Source organism: Pseudorhizobium marinum, from assembly GCF_000705355.1.
Lineage (GTDB): Bacteria > Pseudomonadota > Alphaproteobacteria > Rhizobiales > Rhizobiaceae > Neorhizobium > Neorhizobium pelagicum.
On sequence record NZ_JMQK01000012.1, the window covers coordinates 82,357 to 99,414 of the forward strand.

13 protein-coding genes are annotated in these 17,058 nt (G+C 63.1%); 9 read left to right on the top strand and 4 right to left on the bottom strand.

The features are described 5' to 3' along the window. Positions 1 to 6: 6 nt before the first annotated feature. Together EO99_RS0115450 and EO99_RS0115455 are read right to left on the bottom strand one after the other, a co-directional pair. Positions 7 to 1,221: an OpgC family protein gene (locus EO99_RS0115450; RefSeq protein ID WP_029619529.1), complete on the bottom strand. Its 1,215-nt coding sequence runs from the start codon at positions 1,219 to 1,221 to the stop codon at positions 7 to 9. A gap of 176 nt (positions 1,222 to 1,397) precedes the next feature. After that, positions 1,398 to 4,904, bottom strand: a complete 3,507-nt coding sequence (locus EO99_RS0115455; RefSeq protein ID WP_029619530.1) for a hybrid sensor histidine kinase/response regulator — start codon at positions 4,902 to 4,904, stop codon at positions 1,398 to 1,400. A 169-nt stretch (positions 4,905 to 5,073) separates the two neighbouring features. On the opposite strand from EO99_RS0115455, the gene mscL reads away from it, so the two are divergent. The 5 genes from mscL (at position 5,074) to EO99_RS0115480 (ending at position 11,150) form a co-directional block, all read left to right on the top strand. Next, positions 5,074 to 5,505, top strand: coding sequence for a large conductance mechanosensitive channel protein MscL (gene mscL, locus EO99_RS0115460; protein ID WP_029619531.1), 432 nt, complete (start codon positions 5,074 to 5,076; stop codon positions 5,503 to 5,505). A gap of 99 nt (positions 5,506 to 5,604) precedes the next feature. Beyond that, the gene (locus EO99_RS0115465; RefSeq protein ID WP_029619532.1) at positions 5,605 to 6,774 is read left to right on the top strand and encodes a pyridoxal phosphate-dependent aminotransferase; all 1,170 of its coding nucleotides are present in this window, start codon (positions 5,605 to 5,607) and stop codon (positions 6,772 to 6,774) included. Positions 6,775 to 6,929: 155 nt separating this feature from the next. Beyond that, the gene (gene galE / locus EO99_RS0115470) at positions 6,930 to 7,961 is read left to right on the top strand and encodes a UDP-glucose 4-epimerase GalE (protein WP_029619533.1); all 1,032 of its coding nucleotides are present in this window, start codon (positions 6,930 to 6,932) and stop codon (positions 7,959 to 7,961) included. A gap of 103 nt (positions 7,962 to 8,064) precedes the next feature. Beyond that, complete coding sequence (locus EO99_RS0115475) at positions 8,065 to 8,325, top strand: hypothetical protein (RefSeq protein ID WP_029619534.1); 261 nt, start codon at positions 8,065 to 8,067, stop codon at positions 8,323 to 8,325. Between the two features lie 5 nt (positions 8,326 to 8,330). Next, positions 8,331 to 11,150 (top strand): EAL domain-containing protein, encoded by a 2,820-nt coding sequence (locus EO99_RS0115480; protein WP_051679894.1) that lies wholly within the window; start codon positions 8,331 to 8,333, stop codon positions 11,148 to 11,150. A 28-nt stretch (positions 11,151 to 11,178) separates the two neighbouring features. On the opposite strand, the gene EO99_RS0115485 is transcribed toward EO99_RS0115480, so the two are convergent. Next, complete coding sequence (locus EO99_RS0115485; RefSeq protein WP_029619536.1) at positions 11,179 to 11,403, bottom strand: hypothetical protein; 225 nt, start codon at positions 11,401 to 11,403, stop codon at positions 11,179 to 11,181. Between the two features lie 350 nt (positions 11,404 to 11,753). Here EO99_RS0115485 and EO99_RS0115490 point away from each other — a divergent pair, with 350 nt between their 5' ends. Further along, complete coding sequence (locus EO99_RS0115490; RefSeq protein ID WP_029619537.1) at positions 11,754 to 12,707, top strand: 1-phosphofructokinase family hexose kinase; 954 nt, start codon at positions 11,754 to 11,756, stop codon at positions 12,705 to 12,707. A gap of 286 nt (positions 12,708 to 12,993) precedes the next feature. Then, entirely contained in the window at positions 12,994 to 13,422 is a 429-nt protein-coding gene (locus tag EO99_RS0115495; RefSeq protein ID WP_029619538.1) for a hypothetical protein, read from the top strand. Positions 13,423 to 13,430: 8 nt separating this feature from the next. Here EO99_RS0115495 and EO99_RS0115500 read toward each other — a convergent pair whose 3' ends face one another. Continuing rightward, complete coding sequence (locus EO99_RS0115500; protein ID WP_029619539.1) at positions 13,431 to 14,168, bottom strand: response regulator; 738 nt, start codon at positions 14,166 to 14,168, stop codon at positions 13,431 to 13,433. Between the two features lie 125 nt (positions 14,169 to 14,293). Here EO99_RS0115500 and EO99_RS0115505 point away from each other — a divergent pair, with 125 nt between their 5' ends. Both EO99_RS0115505 and EO99_RS0115510 read left to right on the top strand, forming a co-directional pair. Further along, positions 14,294 to 15,037 carry a Crp/Fnr family transcriptional regulator gene (locus tag EO99_RS0115505; RefSeq protein WP_235776838.1) on the top strand — a complete coding sequence of 248 codons (744 nt, stop codon included), beginning with the start codon at positions 14,294 to 14,296 and terminating at the stop codon, positions 15,035 to 15,037. Positions 15,038 to 15,061: 24 nt separating this feature from the next. Continuing rightward, the gene (locus tag EO99_RS0115510; RefSeq protein ID WP_029619541.1) at positions 15,062 to 16,984 is read left to right on the top strand and encodes a PAS domain-containing sensor histidine kinase; all 1,923 of its coding nucleotides are present in this window, start codon (positions 15,062 to 15,064) and stop codon (positions 16,982 to 16,984) included. Positions 16,985 to 17,058: the final 74 nt, after the last annotated feature.

Here is a 17,058-nt window from a genome sequence, read left to right on the forward strand (position 1 = left end):
TCTCTATCAGTTGGCGACCTTCGCCTGCGGCTTCATGCGGGCAGGCGGAGTTTCAGGCGTCCCGAAGAACTTCTCACGCTCGCGCCAGATGGCCGGGACTGCCAGAAGCCCCACGCCGACGAGCGCGATCGCCGTCTTCGTCAGCTCGCTGAGTTCCGGCGAGCGACCGTCGAAGTAGTAGACGGCGTAGACGATGGCGACATGCCAGACGTAGACATAAAGGGAGTGGCGGCCGATCAGCTGCAGGAACTTCAGCGAGAAGATCCAGGTGAGGACGCCGGCGGCATTGCGCACGAAAGTCGACGGGTGCCTGGGGCCGGCGGCCAGAAGCCATGTCACCAGGGCCGCGACAGCCAGGAAGTTCAGAAGGTAGACCGGGCCGAAGTCCGCGCGCACTTCCATGGACGCGAACTTGCCGAGCATGAAGTCGGGCATCAGGCCGTTGGCTGTCATGATCCGCAGCGGCAGGAAGAACAGCACGACGATCAGGGCCATCTTCGGAATGAAGGTGTTTTCCGGCGTCAGGATCCGGCCCCAGTCGATCTTGCCGGCAGAGGTCATGGCACCCAGAACCAGACCCGAGTAGAACACGATCTGCCAGCCGAGCAGGTTGAAGCTTGCGCGAATGCCCTGGTCGTCAGGCCCCATCACGATCTGGTGCAGAGGATCGGTCACGATCCGCTGCAGCCCGAGCTGAGCCGCCATCCACAGGACCAGCGAGCCGGTCAGCACGTAGACCCACTTGTCTTCCAGCACGAGCTTCACCAGCCAGGGCGCAAACAGCATGTAGACGATGTACTGCGGCAGGATGTCCATGAAGGTGGGCTGGAACAGGAAGGTCGCGATGGCGGCCAGCCGCAGCGGGTCGTCGAAGGTCGTATAGCCCAGCCAGTTGTACCAGACGGTATAGGCGTCGGGCAGGAACATCTGCGCGACGAGCACGGCGAGCACGATCCCCATCGCATAGCGGTAGAGTTCGAAAGCGCGCGAGTAGATCGCCTGACGGCCCGCGGCATAGCCGTTCTTCACCATCTTGCGGGCATAGACCATGCCGATCAGAAGACCCGACAGGAAGACGAAGCCCTGCGCATCCTCGACGAAGGCGAGCTGGTTGTGGTTGACCTTCACCAGCCAATAGCCGCCGGCAAAGATCAGGTGGTTGATCAGCATGAAGACGAGGAAATATCCCCGCATACCATCAATGATATCAAACCGTTTCATCGGTCTCGGTCTCCGTTCTGCCGATCCGATGCGCTTGGGTCGCCCGGTTCGTCAGGCCTCTCAGGGGCCAGAAATCATGCGCGCTTAACGCAGCAATCGGCGAGAGTGTTCCGCAGATGCGTCGCGCGATCTGCTTCCTAGGCGAGGCTGGATGACTGGTGGATGAACGGTGCGCGCTATTCCGCGGCAATTCTCTTGATGCCGGCGACCTGCGTCAGATAGGCGCGCAGGGCGGCGGGGCGCACGGGTTTATGTTGCACTGCAATGTCGTAACGCTCTGCTTCTGCGCGCACTTCCGGCGTGCGGTCGGCGGTCAGCAGCAGGGCAGGGATCTCGGCCTGATACAGCTGCCGAAGCCGGACGATCGCCTCCACGCCGTTGCCGTCGCCGAGATGAAAATCGGCAACGATGACCTCCGGCGGCGGCTCCCTGGCGGCCACGATGGCCTCGATCCCCGCAAGCGATGTCAGCTGGCCCACGGTGCAGCCCCAGCCTGAAACGAGCAGGCTCATGCCCTCCAGAATCTTCGGCTCGTTGTCGATGCAGAGCACCCTCAGTCCGTTGAGCGGTTGCGACCGGCGCCGCCGCTCCGGCTGTTCCGCCGGCTTCGCGGTTTGAGGCGAAGCGAGGTCGCGCGGCACGCGGACCCTGAAGATGGTGCCCTTGCCCGGCACCGAGGAGAGCTCGACGGGGTGGTTCAGCACCCGCGAGATACGGTCGACGATCGACAGCCCGAGGCCCAGGCCTGCTGCCGTGCGCGCACCCTCGTCGAGACGCGCGAACTCCTTGAACACGGTCCGAAATTTCGCGGCCGGAATGCCGATGCCCGAATCCAGCACCTCGATGACCACCTGGTCGCCGCGGCGCCGGGCACCGATGACGATCTTGCCGTTGATCGTGTATTTGATCGCGTTCGACACCAGGTTCTGCACGAGCCGGCGCAGCAGGTTGACGTCGGACCGGATGCGCAGCGAGCTGGGGACCACCGTGAACTTGAGGTTCTTCTCCCGGGCCATCGGGGCAAAGTCGGTCTCGATCCGCCGCAGGAGGTCGTCCAGCGCAACCGACGTCATGCGCGGCTTCATCGCGCCGGTGTCGAGGCGGGAGATGTCGAGCACCGCGCCGAGGATCGCCTCGACCGATTCCAGCGCGGAATCGATGTTGCGCACCAGTGCACTGTTTTCGGAGGCGCCAAGACGTTCCACCAGGGCGGATGAGTAGAGGCGTGCGGCGTTCAGCGGCTGCAGGATGTCGTGGCCGGCCGCCGCGAAGAAGCGGGTCTTGCCGAGATTGGCTTCTTCCGCCGAAGCCCGCGCTTCGGCCAGTTCGCGGTTGACGCGGGTCAGTTCGGCCGTGCGCTCCTCCACCCGCTGTTCGAGCGTCTCGTTCGCCTGCTTCAACGCCCGGTCGGCGGCCACGCGTTCGGTGATGTCGGTCAGCGTCGCGACGATGCCCTTGTCCGGCATCGCATTGGAGCGCACCTCGATGATCCGCTTGCCGCCGCTGAGCACCAGCGGGAAGGGCGCGTCCAGCGTCTGGAAGTGTTGGACGACATCGGCACGGTCTTCCGCGCGGATGTCGCCACGCTCCACCAGGATGGAGATGATGTCTGACAGCGGATAGCCGACCTGACCGACCTGCTCGGGAAGATCGAGGAGATTGCGGAACCGCCGGTTCCAGATCGTCAGGCAATAGGAGCTGTCGAAGACGGCGATGCCCTGGTCCATCTGGGAAAGGGCGGTCTGCAGCATGTCCTGATTGTACTGCAGCGCTTCGCTGGCCTGGTCCAGCAGCCAGACGGTGTCGGAATTGGCATCCTCCGCCTTCTGCAGGATGAGCGACAGGACGAGCCGCGCCGACGACGAGCCGATGGCGCTGCCCAGCAGCTGCTCGGAGTAATGGATCAGCGCCATGTCCGCCGGCTGGTCCTCTTGCAGCGGCCGGCCGCTGCCGCGCGCATAATTGTCGAAGGAGCGCTCCATCCGCTCCTCGCCGAGGTAGCGGGCAATCGTGGTCTTCAGGTCGCCGACGCTGACCCGGGTCTTCCAGCCACGCGTTGCGAACTGGGCTCTCCGATGGCGCTTCACGAAGATGCCGGCCTGGATCCGCTCGACGGGCTTCGGGTTGCGCGACAGCGACCCCAGCACGAAGGCCAGCGTGTTGAGGATCAGGCTGAAGAGTGTGGCGGTGACGAGAGGATCCGAATCGGCATTGAAAAGCGCCGTGCCGGGGAAGAGGAAGTGGAGAATGGCACCCGCCAGGTGAACGTTGTTCGGGCCGCCCAGGCTCGGGACGAAAAGCAGATAGGCCCAGGCGAGGAAACCAAGCGACATGCCGAGGATGGCACCCCTGGCATTGGCGCGGCGCCACACAAGCCCTCCGATCAGGCTGGGAGCGATCTGGGCGATGGCGGCAAACGACAGAAGTCCGATCGAGGCGAGGCCGGTTTCGCTGTCGGCGGCCCGGTAGTAGGCATAGCCGAGCATCAGCACGATGATGATCGACAGGCGGCGCACCCGCAGCAGCGTCTTGGTGAAATCGGCCCGGTGGACGGAGCGCCGCATCAGCTTGCGCCGCAGCAGGACCGGCATGACGATGTCGTTGGAGACCATGATCGACAGCGCCACCGAGGCGACGATCACCATGGCGGTCGCGGCGGAAAAGCCGCCGATGAAGGCGATCAGCGACACCAGCGGCATCTCGTTGGCAAGCGGCAGCAGCAGCACGTAGAGGTCGGCATTGCCGGTGCCGCCGAAGGAGATGAGGCCCGCCATCGCGATCGGCATCACGAAGAGATTGATGGCGACGAGGTAGAGCGGCAGCAGGTAGGCGGCCATTCTCAGTTCACGCGGCGTCCGGTTCTCCACGACGGTGACGTGGAACTGCCGCGGCAGCATGATGATCGCGAAGGCCGACAGGCCGATCAGCATCAGCCAGCGGCTGATGGGTGTCTCGTAGGACATTGCCGAGGTGACGAAGAGGTTGTCGGAGGCGCGCGACAGGAGGTCCGACGGCCCTTCGTAGAGCACGAACATGACGGCGATCCCGACCGTCGCGAAGGCGACGAGCTTCACGACCGATTCCATGGCGACCGCCAGGATCAGGCCATCCTGATGCTCGGTGGCATCCGTATGGCGCGTCCCGAAGATGACGGCAAAGCAGGCCATCAGCAGGGTGACGATCAGGGCAAGGTCGATGAAGTAGAGATTGCCGCTGCCGATCCCGTAGGCCGAGGCATCGACCATGGCCGCAACGGAGCTCGAGACCGCCTTCAGCTGGAGCGCGATATAGGGGATGGCGCCAATCAGCGAGATGACCGCGACGATCATCGCCACCGTGGAATTCTTGCCGTAGCGCGCGGCGAGGAAATCGGCGACCGAGGTCAGCTTCTCCGCCTTCGCCAGTTCGACGATCCGCCGGATGATCGGCATGCCGAGCGTGAAGGCGAGGATCGGGCCGATGTAGATGCCGGTGAATTCCAGCCCCCGCTGCGAGGCCAGCCCGACGCCGCCGAAATAGGTCCAGGAGGTGCAGTAGATGGCCAGGCTGAGGGCATAGACGACGGGCCTGCCACCCTCGGCCACGCCAAAGCGACGGCTCCGGCGGTCGCCATAACTGGCCACCGCAAACAGAAGCAGAATATAGCCGAATGCCGCCAGGAAGATCAGCCAGCCGGGAACCATGTCTCCTCCGCTCCGGGGCAAGTGCTTGATGACGATAGAGCAAAAGCATCTGCTTGGAAATCGCTACGGACTTGGCATAAAGTTGAAAGCGCCGGTACCCGCGATCTGGATAAATGCTGCCGCAGCGCCAGGTTCCGGCAGTCTCAATCTGCTTCAGAAAGGAGCGCCTATGGCCGTCGTGTCGGAATTCAGGTCGTTTATCGCCAAGGGCAATGTGATCGATCTTGCGGTCGGCATCATCATCGGCGGGGCCTTCACCGGGATCGTCAACTCGCTGGTGAACGACATCATCACGCCCGTCCTCGGTGCGATCATCGGCGGTATCGATTTCTCCGATTACTTCATCCCACTGGCCGGGGGCGTGACGGCGCCCACGCTCGCTGCCGCAAAGGAGCAGGGGGCGGTCTTCGCCTATGGCAGCTTCATCACGGTCGTGTTGAACTTCCTGATCCTTGCCTGGATCATCTTTCTGATGGTGAAGGCGGTGAACCGCATTCGCATTACCGAAGAGAAGAAGCCCGACGCCGCCGTGCCCGCCGCGCCGCCACCGGCCGATGTCCAGCTGCTGACGGAGATCCGCGATCTCCTGAAAAGCCGATAGGCACATCCATCACTCGAATCGATACCATCCTCACGGATTGTCATGGGATTGCGTGGGGATGGTAGGCTATGAAAGGCAATCAGCCGGAGAGTGAATCGAATGTCCATCCTGAGCAGCCTCAGCCCCCGCGCCCTTTCCGCACCCGAAAGCGGCATTGTCGAAGTGATCACCTATGCGCGCGGCCAGGAGGGTCTCATTCCGCTCTGGGCGGGGGAAGGCGACCTGCCGTCTCCCGACTTCGTCAACCAGGCGGCAAGCCAGGCGCTTCTCGGCGGCGAGACCTTCTACACCTGGCAGCGCGGCATTCCGGAACTGCGTGAGGCACTGTCGCGATACTACGCCCGGCATTTCGACAAGACGCTGTCGAGCGACCACTTCTATGTCACCGGCTCCGGCATGCATGCGATCATGCTGGCCGTGCAGGCGCTGACCAATCCCGGCGACGAACTGATCTACCTCTCCCCCTCCTGGCCGAACATCGTTGCCTCGGTCGAGATCGGCGGTGCCAAGCCCGTTGTCCTGCCGCTCGATTTCGTCGATGGCGGCTGGTCGCTCGACCTGCAGAAGCTCGAATCTCTGATCACGCCCCGGACGCGGGCGATGTTCATCAACACGCCGTCGAACCCGACGGGCTGGACTGCCTCCCGGGAGGAACTGGCCGCCATTCTCGACCTGTCGCGCAAGCACGGGGTGTGGATTATCGCCGACGAGATCTACGCGCTCTACTACTACGGCAAGGAGACGCGGGCCTCCTCGTTCCTGGACGTCATGGAAGAGGGCGACCGTGTGATCTTCGCCAACTCCTTCTCCAAGAACTGGTCGATGACCGGCTGGCGGCTCGGCTGGCTGGTGGCGCCGCCCGAGATCGGGCAGGTGATCGAGAACCTCATCCAGTATTCCAATTCCGGCGTCGCGCAATTCATGCAGCGCGGCGGCGTGGTGGCGCTGGACAAGGGCGACGAATTCGTCCGCGAAAACATCGAGCGGGCGAAGGTCTCGCGCGACATCCTGTGCGACACGCTGATCGCCACCAACCGCGTCGAGACCCTGAAGCCGGAGGGCGCTCTCTACGCCTTCCTGAAGGTCGACGGCATCACCGACAGCCGCGCTGCAGCCCTCGACATCGTCGACAAGGTCCAGGTGGCGCTGGCGCCGGGCTCCGCCTTCGGGCCGGGCGGCGAGGTTTTCCTGCGGGCCTGCTTCCTGCGGGATCCGCAACGGGTCCGCGAAGCCGCAGCCCGGCTGGCCGATTACGTTCTCAAGCTTTGAGCGGGACTGAAAAAGGCTAAAACTTTAGCGAATTCATTGGCGTGGCCTTAGCCTTGGCGCGCAATATACCCACCCGACAGCCCCTCCGGGTAAGCATTGATGAAGGGGAAAAGTGTTTCGCTTCCTGCCAACGAACAAAGGCAGGGAGTATAAGAATGGCCGTTCTTGTTACCGGCGGTGCCGGATATATCGGAAGCCACATGGCTTGGGCTCTGCTGGATGCCGGCGAGGATGTCGTGGTCATCGACAGGCTTTCCACCGGCTTTCGGTGGGCGGTGCCGCCGGCGGCCCGTTTCTACCTCGGCAACGTCGGCAATCGCGACCTCCTGGCGCAGATCTTCGCGGAGAATGACATCGACGCCATCCTGCATTTTGCGGGCTCGATCGTCGTGCCGCAGTCGGTCGCTCATCCGCTCGAGTACTACGAGAACAACACCAGCAACACCCGCCTTCTGGCAGCCGCCGCTGTGGAAGCCGGCATCCGCCATCTCGTCTTTTCCTCCACGGCCGCAGTTTACGGCGAGGTCGCCGACACGCCGGTACTCGAGACGGCGCCGACCTTGCCGAAGAACCCCTATGGCCAGTCGAAGCTGATGTCGGAACTGATGCTGAAGGATGCGGCGGCGGCGCATGATTTCCGCTTCGTCGCTCTTCGCTATTTCAATGTCGCCGGCGCCGATCCCATGGGACGGACCGGCCTGTCGACCGATGGCGCAACGCATCTGATCAAGATCGCCTGCGAAGCTGCACTCGGACAGCGCGCCGGTGTCGACGTCTATGGCACGGACTACCCGACGTCCGACGGCACGGGCGTGCGCGACTATATCCACGTCAGCGACCTCGTGAACGCTCACCTCAAGGCGCTCAGCTATCTGAGGCAGGGTGGCGAAGCGCTGATTGCCAACTGCGGCTACGGCAGGGGCTATTCGGTGCTGGAAGTACTGGAGACTGTGACGCAGCTCGGCGGCAATGCGTTCGAGATCAACTATCGCCCGCGTCGGACAGGCGATGCGGCAAGCGTGGTGGCAAACTCCACCCTCGTGCGCGACCGTCTGGGCTGGGTGCCCCGCCATGACGATCTGACAGTCATCCTGAAGACCGCGCTCGCCTGGGAGCAGTCCCTGCTGGAACGGAAGGGTGGCGAGCTGCATGCAATTCGGCAGAGGCTCGTCTCGGCGAGTTTCTGAGTGGGCAAGGGCAGAAGAGACGGATTGTTTGCAAGGGCGCTCGTTAATTGAATGGTTTCTTAATTAGCGAGTGGTTTTGTGAGCATGGAAGGGAGAACGTCTCATGCTCAGCCTGTTGCGCCAGATCGTTGCCGCTGCCACCGTCGTCTGCCTCTCCCCTCTCGCGGCCAATGCAGCGGATTGCCATATCGAGAGAACCACAGCCGAGGTGAACTTCATCGTCGACAAGAGGACGTGGTTCCCGGTTCGCGCTGACCTGGCAGTCCCGGATAGCGCCCGGATATCCATCGATCCCCGTGGTCGCGTGACGGTGATGACTGAGCGTCGATGCACGGGCAACCCTGTCGGGAGGACCGTGCCCTGAGACCTTTGCTTCGCCAGTGGATCAGGCTCGAACAGCCGCGCAAAACAACAGCGCGGCTGCTGGCCGCTGCCGCACTGCTGTTGATGCCGTTTGCGCTGCCGGCTTCGAAGCTGGTTCAGCAGCTGGACGATCAGCTGTTCGACCTTCGGGCAGAGCTCGCGCCCCGCAACGCCTCGGACAAGTTTGTCTTCGTCGCCATCGACAAGGAAAGCCTGGATCAGGTGGGGATCTGGCCCTGGCCCCGTTCCGTCCATGCAGCGGTCATCGATGCGCTGGTCGAAGGGGCTGCCGGCGACATCTTCCTGGACATCGATTTCAGCACGCCCTCTTCTCCGGAAGAAGACCGCCAGCTTGCCGATGCGCTCGAGCGCGCCGGAGGCGTCATGCTTCCTGTTTTCGAACAGCATCAGCACGTGAGTGATGCTGCAGCGGTTTCGGTGACCCGGCCAATCGATGATCTGGCAAAGAATGCCTGGCTGGTTGCTGCCAATGTCGCCCTGGATCCGAATGGCCTGTTCCGGAGCCTCGACACCAGCGTCACGCTGGATGGCGATCCGCTCTCCTCTGCGGCGGTGGTCCTGTCCGGGGTGGCGGATCCGGGAGTGCCGGAACTGGCGGTCGACTTTTCCATACGTCCCGAAACCGTCGCCGCCGTCTCCGTCGCCGATCTGCTGCAGGGCCGCGTGGAGCCGGGCTTCTTTGCCGGTCGGTCGGTCGTGGTGGGCGCCTATGCGACGGAACTGAAGGATCTGTTTCCTGTGCCGATCTATGGCATCCTGAGCGGTCCCATGCTCCACATCCTGGCGGCAGAGACCCTGGTGCAGGGAAGGGTGCCCGAGCGCCTTCCCGTCTGGCCGCTCGGTCTCGTTCTGGCGTTTGTGATCCTCGCGGGCTCCCCGAAGCTGCGCGAACAGCGCTTGGTTCCCGTCATAGCCAGCGCCGCTGCATTTGTGGTCTGCGTGGAAATCGGGGGCTACTTCCTGCAGAAGGAGTACTCGCTGCTCCTGCCTTCCGCGACGCTCCACCTCATGCTGATTACGGCGCTGGTGGTCCTTCTCATGGAGAAGATCGGAGTCAGTACCTGGCTCGCCGAGATTGCGAGTGCCGAGAAACGCAACAGCCGCCGAATCCTGAAGCGCGTGATCAGCGATAGCATCGATGCGGTGATCATCGTTGATGGCGACGGAAAGATCCTCGATCAGAGCCGGGCGGCGGCGAGGTTCTTCGGGCCGCGTCACGAGTTGAAGCGAGGCGGGGATTTTCGTCTGATGGGGCCGCCGGAGATCACCCAGGCCCTCGACCGCATCATCGAGGCCGGTAGTCAGGAGGAAAAGCTCCTGCCTGCTGCCCATGAGGAGGTCACGCTTGTCAGTGACGGACAGTTTCGCCATCTCGAGGCATCTCTGACGCTCTCCCGGATCGAAAACCTGACGGGCCGGTACGAGTCGTCCAGATCCTTCGTCGCCTGCATCACGGTACGCGATGTCACGGCTCGCAGGGTCTATGAGGACAAGCTTCGCAGACTGGCCCAGCTGGACGACCTCACGGGCGTCTTCAACAGGCGGGAACTCATCAACCGTGTCGATCAGAGCGTCAACGAAGGCATGACCATGGCGGTGGCCGCGGTGGACCTGCATCGCTTTGCGACAATCAACTCGACCTTCGGCCGTGCGACCGGCGACCAGCTTCTGCATGCCGTGGCGCGGCGTCTGATGGCCGGCGTCCGCGACATCGGGCATGATCCTAACCACGCCTTCGTCGGGCGGCTGGGCGGCGACGTCTTCTGTGTTGCCCTGGCTCTGGCCTCAGATACGGATATCGCAGACCTGCCGCAGGCACTCCTGTCGCTGTTCGAGAAGAACTTCGACGCCCGCAGCGCAAAAATTCATGTTGATGTCCGGATAGGCGCCTCTCTTGCCAACGAGGGCCTCGACAATGCGGCAAACTGGATCGACGCCGCCGAGCTCGCCCTCGACCAGGCAAAGAAGGTGGGCGGCTCCGGTTGGCATGTCTACGAACCCCTGGCGGCCATCGCGCAGGCGCGCAGCATGCGTCTGGAGCAGGAAATGCGCTCTGCGCTGCGCGACAACCAGTTCTATCTCCTCTACCAGCCGCAGGTGAACCTCGACTCAGGCGAGATAACAGGCAGCGAGGCTCTGATTCGCTGGAAGCATCCGGAGCTCGGGCTGGTGTCGCCCCTCCAGTTCATCGAGGTCGCCGAGTCCAACGGCTTCATCTGCGACCTGGGTCGGTGGGTTCTGCTGGAGGCCTGTTCGACAGCATCCAGGTGGCCGTCTCATCTGACCGTTTCAGTCAACGTATCCGCCGTCCAGTTTGCCAAGGGCGATCTCTGCGCGGATGTCCGCGAGGCGCTGGCCATCTCCGGACTGGAGCCACACAGGCTCCATATCGAGGTGACGGAATCAACCTTCCTTCTGGATCCGGAACGGCTTCTCGAAGAGATACAGGAGCTCAAGTCGCTGGGAATCGCTGCGGCGCTGGATGACTTCGGCACCGGCTATTCCTCGCTCAGCTATATCGCCCGCTTCCCGTTCGACAAGATCAAGATCGACCAGTGCTTCGTGCGGGGCATCGTCGCGAGCCCTTCAAGCCAGGCCATCGTCCGCTCGGTGAAGTCATTGGCCGATGGTCTGGGCATGACGGTGGTCTGCGAGGGTGTCGAGGAAGAGGCCGAATGGCAGCTGCTGCGCAGTTTAGGCTGCCAGGAGGGGCAGGGGTATTATTTCGGCAAGCCGCAGACGGCGCAGGAGTTCGTGGCGCTGGCAGGCGGCCGGCAGTTCGTGACGCTCAAGGCAACAGCATGATCCCGCCGGTCCGGGACAAAGCTGCCTGTCAGCGATGGCTGCAGCCGGTTCCGACCGTCTCGGCAGCGGACAGTACCTGATAGAAACGTGTGGCACGCTCCTCGCGAAGCCGAGAAATCTTCTGCTCAAGCTGCTCGCGGGCTGCCCGGCTCAGCATTTCGGCAAAGGCATTGGGCTCCATGCCGTCGGCCCGCAGCATCAGGGCGATCAGAGGATCGGATACGGCTTCGGAGATTGAAAGATCGTTTGTCATGTCATGACCTCCATTTGCAGGCATGTTACCCAGACATTGCGACAACAATATCTCCAGGCTGTGGCGCCGAGACGAAGGATGCCTTTCTTTGGATCTGCGTTGCGGACTGCCTCGTCGGCGGCTGCGACTAACATCCGCCGGCACCGGAACGACTTGCGCTATGTCAACTTGCTGCCGCGCCGCACTGGTATTGTCATGCTCATCGGCGCGCACGGTCGGATGAGGCGCTTCGCCTGACTGCCGATGGGGCTGCCGTTCTGGTTTCCCGACCCATATCATGCTGATTGTCCCCGTCGCACGGTCTCTATCTGCGCCGACCACATTCCTAGAAACCAAAGGCTCGAGACGAAATGGCTTTCATCCTCTGCGTCGCTCTCAATCCCTCGATAGATCTCGCCAACGAAACGGATCGCGTCGTACCGACGAAGAAGGTGCGCATCCGCAACCAGCGTCAGAACATCGGCGGTGGCGGCGTCAACGTCGCCCGCGTCGTGGCGGAGCTGGGCGAGCGCCCGGATCTCCTGGTCATGTCTGGCGGCGCGACGGGGGAGGTCTTCCTGGATGCTGTCCGCCAGCTGCCGGTCAACCTGCACACGATCCCCATCGACGGCGCCATCCGCGTCGCCTTCATGGTCAAGGAAACGGAGACCGGGCAGGAGTATCGTTTCGTACCGGAGGGGCCGGTGGTCAGCCAGGAGGAGTACGGCGAGGCCCTGCGTTTCCTGGCGCAGGCGACCGCGGACTACATCATCGTCAGTGGCAGCCTGCCCCGTGGTCTGCCGAAGGACGCCTATGGGGAGATGGCGCGCATCTGCGCCGCCAAGGACACCCGCTTCATCCTGGACGCCTCCGGCGAGGCGCTGGCGGAGGCGCTGAAGGTCGGCGGGCTCTTCATGATCAAGCCGAGCCTCGACGAACTGGAGGGCATCGTCGGGCGCAGCCTGGACGAGAATGGCGCGGTGGCCGCCGCCCAGGAACTGATCGGCCAAGGCTCGGTCAAATACGTCTGCATTTCCATGGCGCGGGAGGGAGCCTTGCTGGTCACCGACGAAGGCGCCATCAAGGTGCCCTCCTTTGCCGTGCCGGTCGGCTCGACGGTCGGTGCCGGCGACAGCTTCGTCGGCGGCATGGTCTGGGCGCTGACCAATGGCTATCCGCTGGAAGACGCCTTCCGGCTGGGAGTGGCGGCCGGGGCCGCAACCGTGATGAGCCCCGGCACCGAACTGTGCCGGCGCGAGGACGTCTTCACGCTCTACGAGCATGGGGATGCAGCCTTCCGCGACGGGGAACCGGTCGTACGCTGACCTCGTGATGCCCGACTACGCTCACTGAAACGGCACCGTCCAGACTGTGCGCGGCGGTCTCCTTTCCGCTTCGGCCAGGTCTGTGCCGGCACCTCGGGCGCGGCCATGATATTCCGTTCTGATCGCTGACATCGTCGCCTGTCCTGCCGTCTGGCCGCACCGCACGTGTTGCGCAACGGCATCTTTGACCGGCATCAATGCGCAACGTCCTTGCGAGATTTAGCCTCCTTGAATTCAAGGGCTCTACCTCCCAAGCAGGGGAAGCCTGCATGATACGGAACTGTCCATGGTTTTCCATTACGAGATCGAGAGTCTGAGCCATCGGGACGTGGTCCGGGCTTTTGCAGTCATGCAGGTCGTCGTTCCGGCGCTTGATCTCGAGACGTGGAGGAGGCTGACAGCAACGGAGGCGCAGCGAAGACAGTGGGCGGCCGCCAAGGATGCGCGGGGCTACATACGCGGCATCTTCAGGATGACGCCCGTCAAGCACCCGCTTCTCGGAGACCTGCTCGATGTGCCGGTCTTTGCGTCGATCAGCCTGATCGACGAGAGCGGCGTCAGTCGGGAGATCATCGCCTTCGCACGTCGCTGGGCTGAGAGAGAGGGCTGCCGGATGATCCATATATGGAGTTCCGCCCCTGCAAGCATCCACGTCCTCGAACAGCCGCAGAGCGTGCCGGATGTGGGCTTCGGCATGATCTACAGCGTCGAATAGGGAATGTCTCAGGTCCGCGAGACGGTCCCGGTGAAGACATAGCCGACGCCCCGGACGGATTTGACCAGCTGCGGCCGTTTGGCATCCGCCTCGATCTTGCGCCGCAGCCGCACGATTTGCGCATCTACGGCCCGGTCGAACGCCTCCAGCTGGCGCCCGCGCGTCAGGTCCATCAACTGTTCGCGGGTCAGGACCCGCCCCGCATGCGTGACGAAAACGGCAAGCATGTCGAATTCGCCGGTGGTAAGTTCCACGGTCTGCCCGCCGGGGTCCTGCAGCACCCGCCTGGTGAGATTGAGTGTCCAGCCGTCGAAACACACGGCCTGTTCCTGCTGTGGCTCGACCGGTGCGGACGACACAATACTTCGCCGCCTTAGGATCGATTTCAGCCGGGCATGCACCTCCCGCAGGTGAAACGGCTTGGCGATGTAGTCATCGGCGCCGATCTCGAGGCCGACGATCCTGTCGACGACATCGTCGCGGCCCGTCAGCATCATGATCGGCACATCGGACTGTATCCGGATTTCCCGCGCCAGGTCCAGGCCGTCCTGCCCGCCGGGAAGCGAGAGGTCGAGAAGGATCGCGTCGAAATCCGTCTGTTTCATGCTCAGCCGCATGTCGCGTCCGTCGCCGGCGCAACTGACGCGATACCCTTCGTTCTCGAAGTATCGCGCCAACATGTTGCGGATGCGCAGATCGTCGTCGACAACGAGAAGATGGAGGCTGTTGCTGGTATCCGGGGTCATGAGCCTGTGGGATCTGGGATGTTACGGAGTGTTACACGATTGCACCCATTATCACAGTCAAACCATTCGCGTGTTACGACCGCAGGGTCAACTGCCACCATCAAGAAATGGAGGCGGACATGTTGATGGAAAACGCTACGAGATCCGGTCTCGCGACAATGGCTTCGCGGGCGATGCCGCCGGTAAGCCTGCACTCCCTGTTTGCCAGGCAGCAGGTCGAGAATTTCGTTTCGGGCCAGATTCTGTTCTTTGAGGGTGACGAGGCGAAATCCATCTTCGAGGTTGTCGAGGGCACGCTGCGCATCGTACGGATACTGCCGGACGGACGGCGCGTCATCACCGGGTTCCTGCATGCCGGCGATCTCCTCGGTATCTCCTTCAAGAGCCATTACATCTACACCGCCGAGGCCATCAACAACGTGACAATCCGTCGATTGTCGCGCAGGGCGTTCGAAACGGAGCTCGCCAATTCCGACGAAATCCGCCCCGCAGTCTTCCACCAGATGTCGGACGAGATGGCGGCGGCCCAGGACCAGATGGTGCTCCTGTCGACGAAGAACGCCGAAGAGCGCCTCTGCAGCTTCCTCCTGAAGGAGTTGCAGCGGGAAATGCGGGCCGGCGGATTGGCGCCCATCGTGAAGCTGCCGATGACGCGGCTCGACATCGCCGACTATCTCGGCCTGACGATCGAGACGGTCTCTCGGACGATGACCAAGCTCGCGAACAAGGGGGTCCTGACGCCTTCCGGGCGGCATGCCGTCGAAATTCTGCGTCGCGGCATGCTTGCACAATTGGCCGGCGACGGCGATGAATGCGAAATTGAATGGCGGACGACAAACACCTCTCGCGAGGAATTCAGACGGCACTAGCCTGGTAGACACATGGACATGACGATGAATGAAGATGCCGCGCTCCAGAAGGCAGAGGCGAACGACCTGGACGCAGCACTTCGGCTCCTGAACCACGCAAACCTGATCGTCCACGCCTGGAACGGTGTCGTGACGCACTGGACGGAGGGTTGCGAGGCTCTCTACGGCTGGCGCCGGGAAGAGGCCGTGGGCAAGGTCCTGCACGACCTTCTGCAGACAAACTTTCCGCAATCCCGTGAAGAGGTGCGCGCTCAGGTGCTCGCCACCGGGATCTGGGAAGGCGAGGTCGTCCATCGTCACAAGCAAGGCCACTCGATCTTTGTGGCCACCCGCTGGGTCGCCGTGCAGACCGGCGACGACGAGCGACCGATGATCATCCAGATGAACAACGACGTGACGAACATGAAGGTGGCGGAGAACAATCTGGCGGAACGGGAGGCGCATCTGCGCTCCATTCTCGACACCGTGCCCGATTCGATGATCGTCATCGACGAGGCCGGTCAGATCAGCTCCTTCAGCGCGGCCGCCGAACGCCTGTTCGGCTATGCTGCAGACGAGGTCCGGGGGCGCAACGTCAAGGTCCTGATGCCGTCGCCGGACCGCGACAGGCATGACGGCTATCTGGAGCGCTATGTCGCCACCGGCGAGCGGCGCATCATCGGCTACGGCCGGGTTGTGACCGGGCAGCGCAAGGATGGCACCCTCTTTCCGATGGAACTCGCCGTCGGCGAAACCAGGGTGAACGGCAAGCGGATCTTCACCGGTTTCGTCCGCGACCTGACGAGCCGCCACAAGATCGAGGAGGAGCTGCGCCAGTCGCAGAAGATGGAAGCCATCGGCCAGTTGACCGGCGGCCTTGCCCACGACTTCAACAACCTGCTGACGGTGATCAGCGGCAATCTGGAAATGGTCGAGAGCAAGATCTCCGACGAACGCCTGCTGACCATGCTGCGCGAAGCCCAGGACGCTGCCGACGACGGTGCCAAGCTGACGGGGCAACTGCTCGCTTTCGGGCGCAAGCAGCCGCTGAATCCGAAGATCGTCGATGTGGGCCAACTGGTCTCCGGTTTCTCCGACCTGCTGCGGCGGACGGTGGGCGAAACGATCGAACTGCGCACCGTGATCACCGGGTCGGCCAATGAGGCGCTCGTCGACGCATCGCAGCTGCAGAACGCCATCCTGAACCTGACGCTGAATGCCCGCGATGCCATGCCGCGCGGAGGCCGCCTGTCGATCGAGATTGCGCGGGTGAAGCTGGATGTCGATTACGCCCAGATGTATCCGAATGTGCGCACCGGCGATTACGTGCTCGTCAGCGTCACTGACAACGGCGAGGGCATGCCGCCGGAGGTCAAGCAGAGGGCGTTCGAGCCTTTCTACACCACCAAGGGCGTGGGATCGGGCACCGGTCTCGGCCTCAGCATGGTCTATGGCTTTGCCAAGCAATCCGGCGGCCAGATCCAGCTCTACAGCGAGGAGGGGCAGGGTACGAGCGTGCGGATCTTCCTGCCGGCCACCCAGCCGGCGGTCGATGCCGCCGCCGCTCCGGACGGAAAAGCGACTGCCCCGCAAACTCTCCCGGGTGGATCGGAGAAGATACTGGCCGTGGAGGACGATGCGCGCGTGCGCCGCATCGCCGTCTCCCGACTGACGGATCTTGGCTACGCCGTCGTCGAAGCCGAGAATGGGGTGCAGGCACTGGCGAAGCTGCGCGAGAACAAGGACATCGCGCTACTGTTCACCGACGTGGTGATGCCGGGCGGCATGACCGGCGACGAACTGGCGCAGATCGTCCGCGCCGAGCATCCGCACGTCAAGGTCCTGTTCACCTCCGGCTATGCCGAACCGGAAATCGCCGGTCGCGAACTGGCGGTGTCCGGCAGTTGGCTGAAAAAACCCTATACCGCCCGCGAACTCGCCCTTCGGCTGCGCGAGCTGCTCGATTAGGGACGTACCACCGGATCGGGCCTGGCCTTGAACGAAAAATGGCGCCACGGGGCGCCATTTTCAGTCTCTGTCGT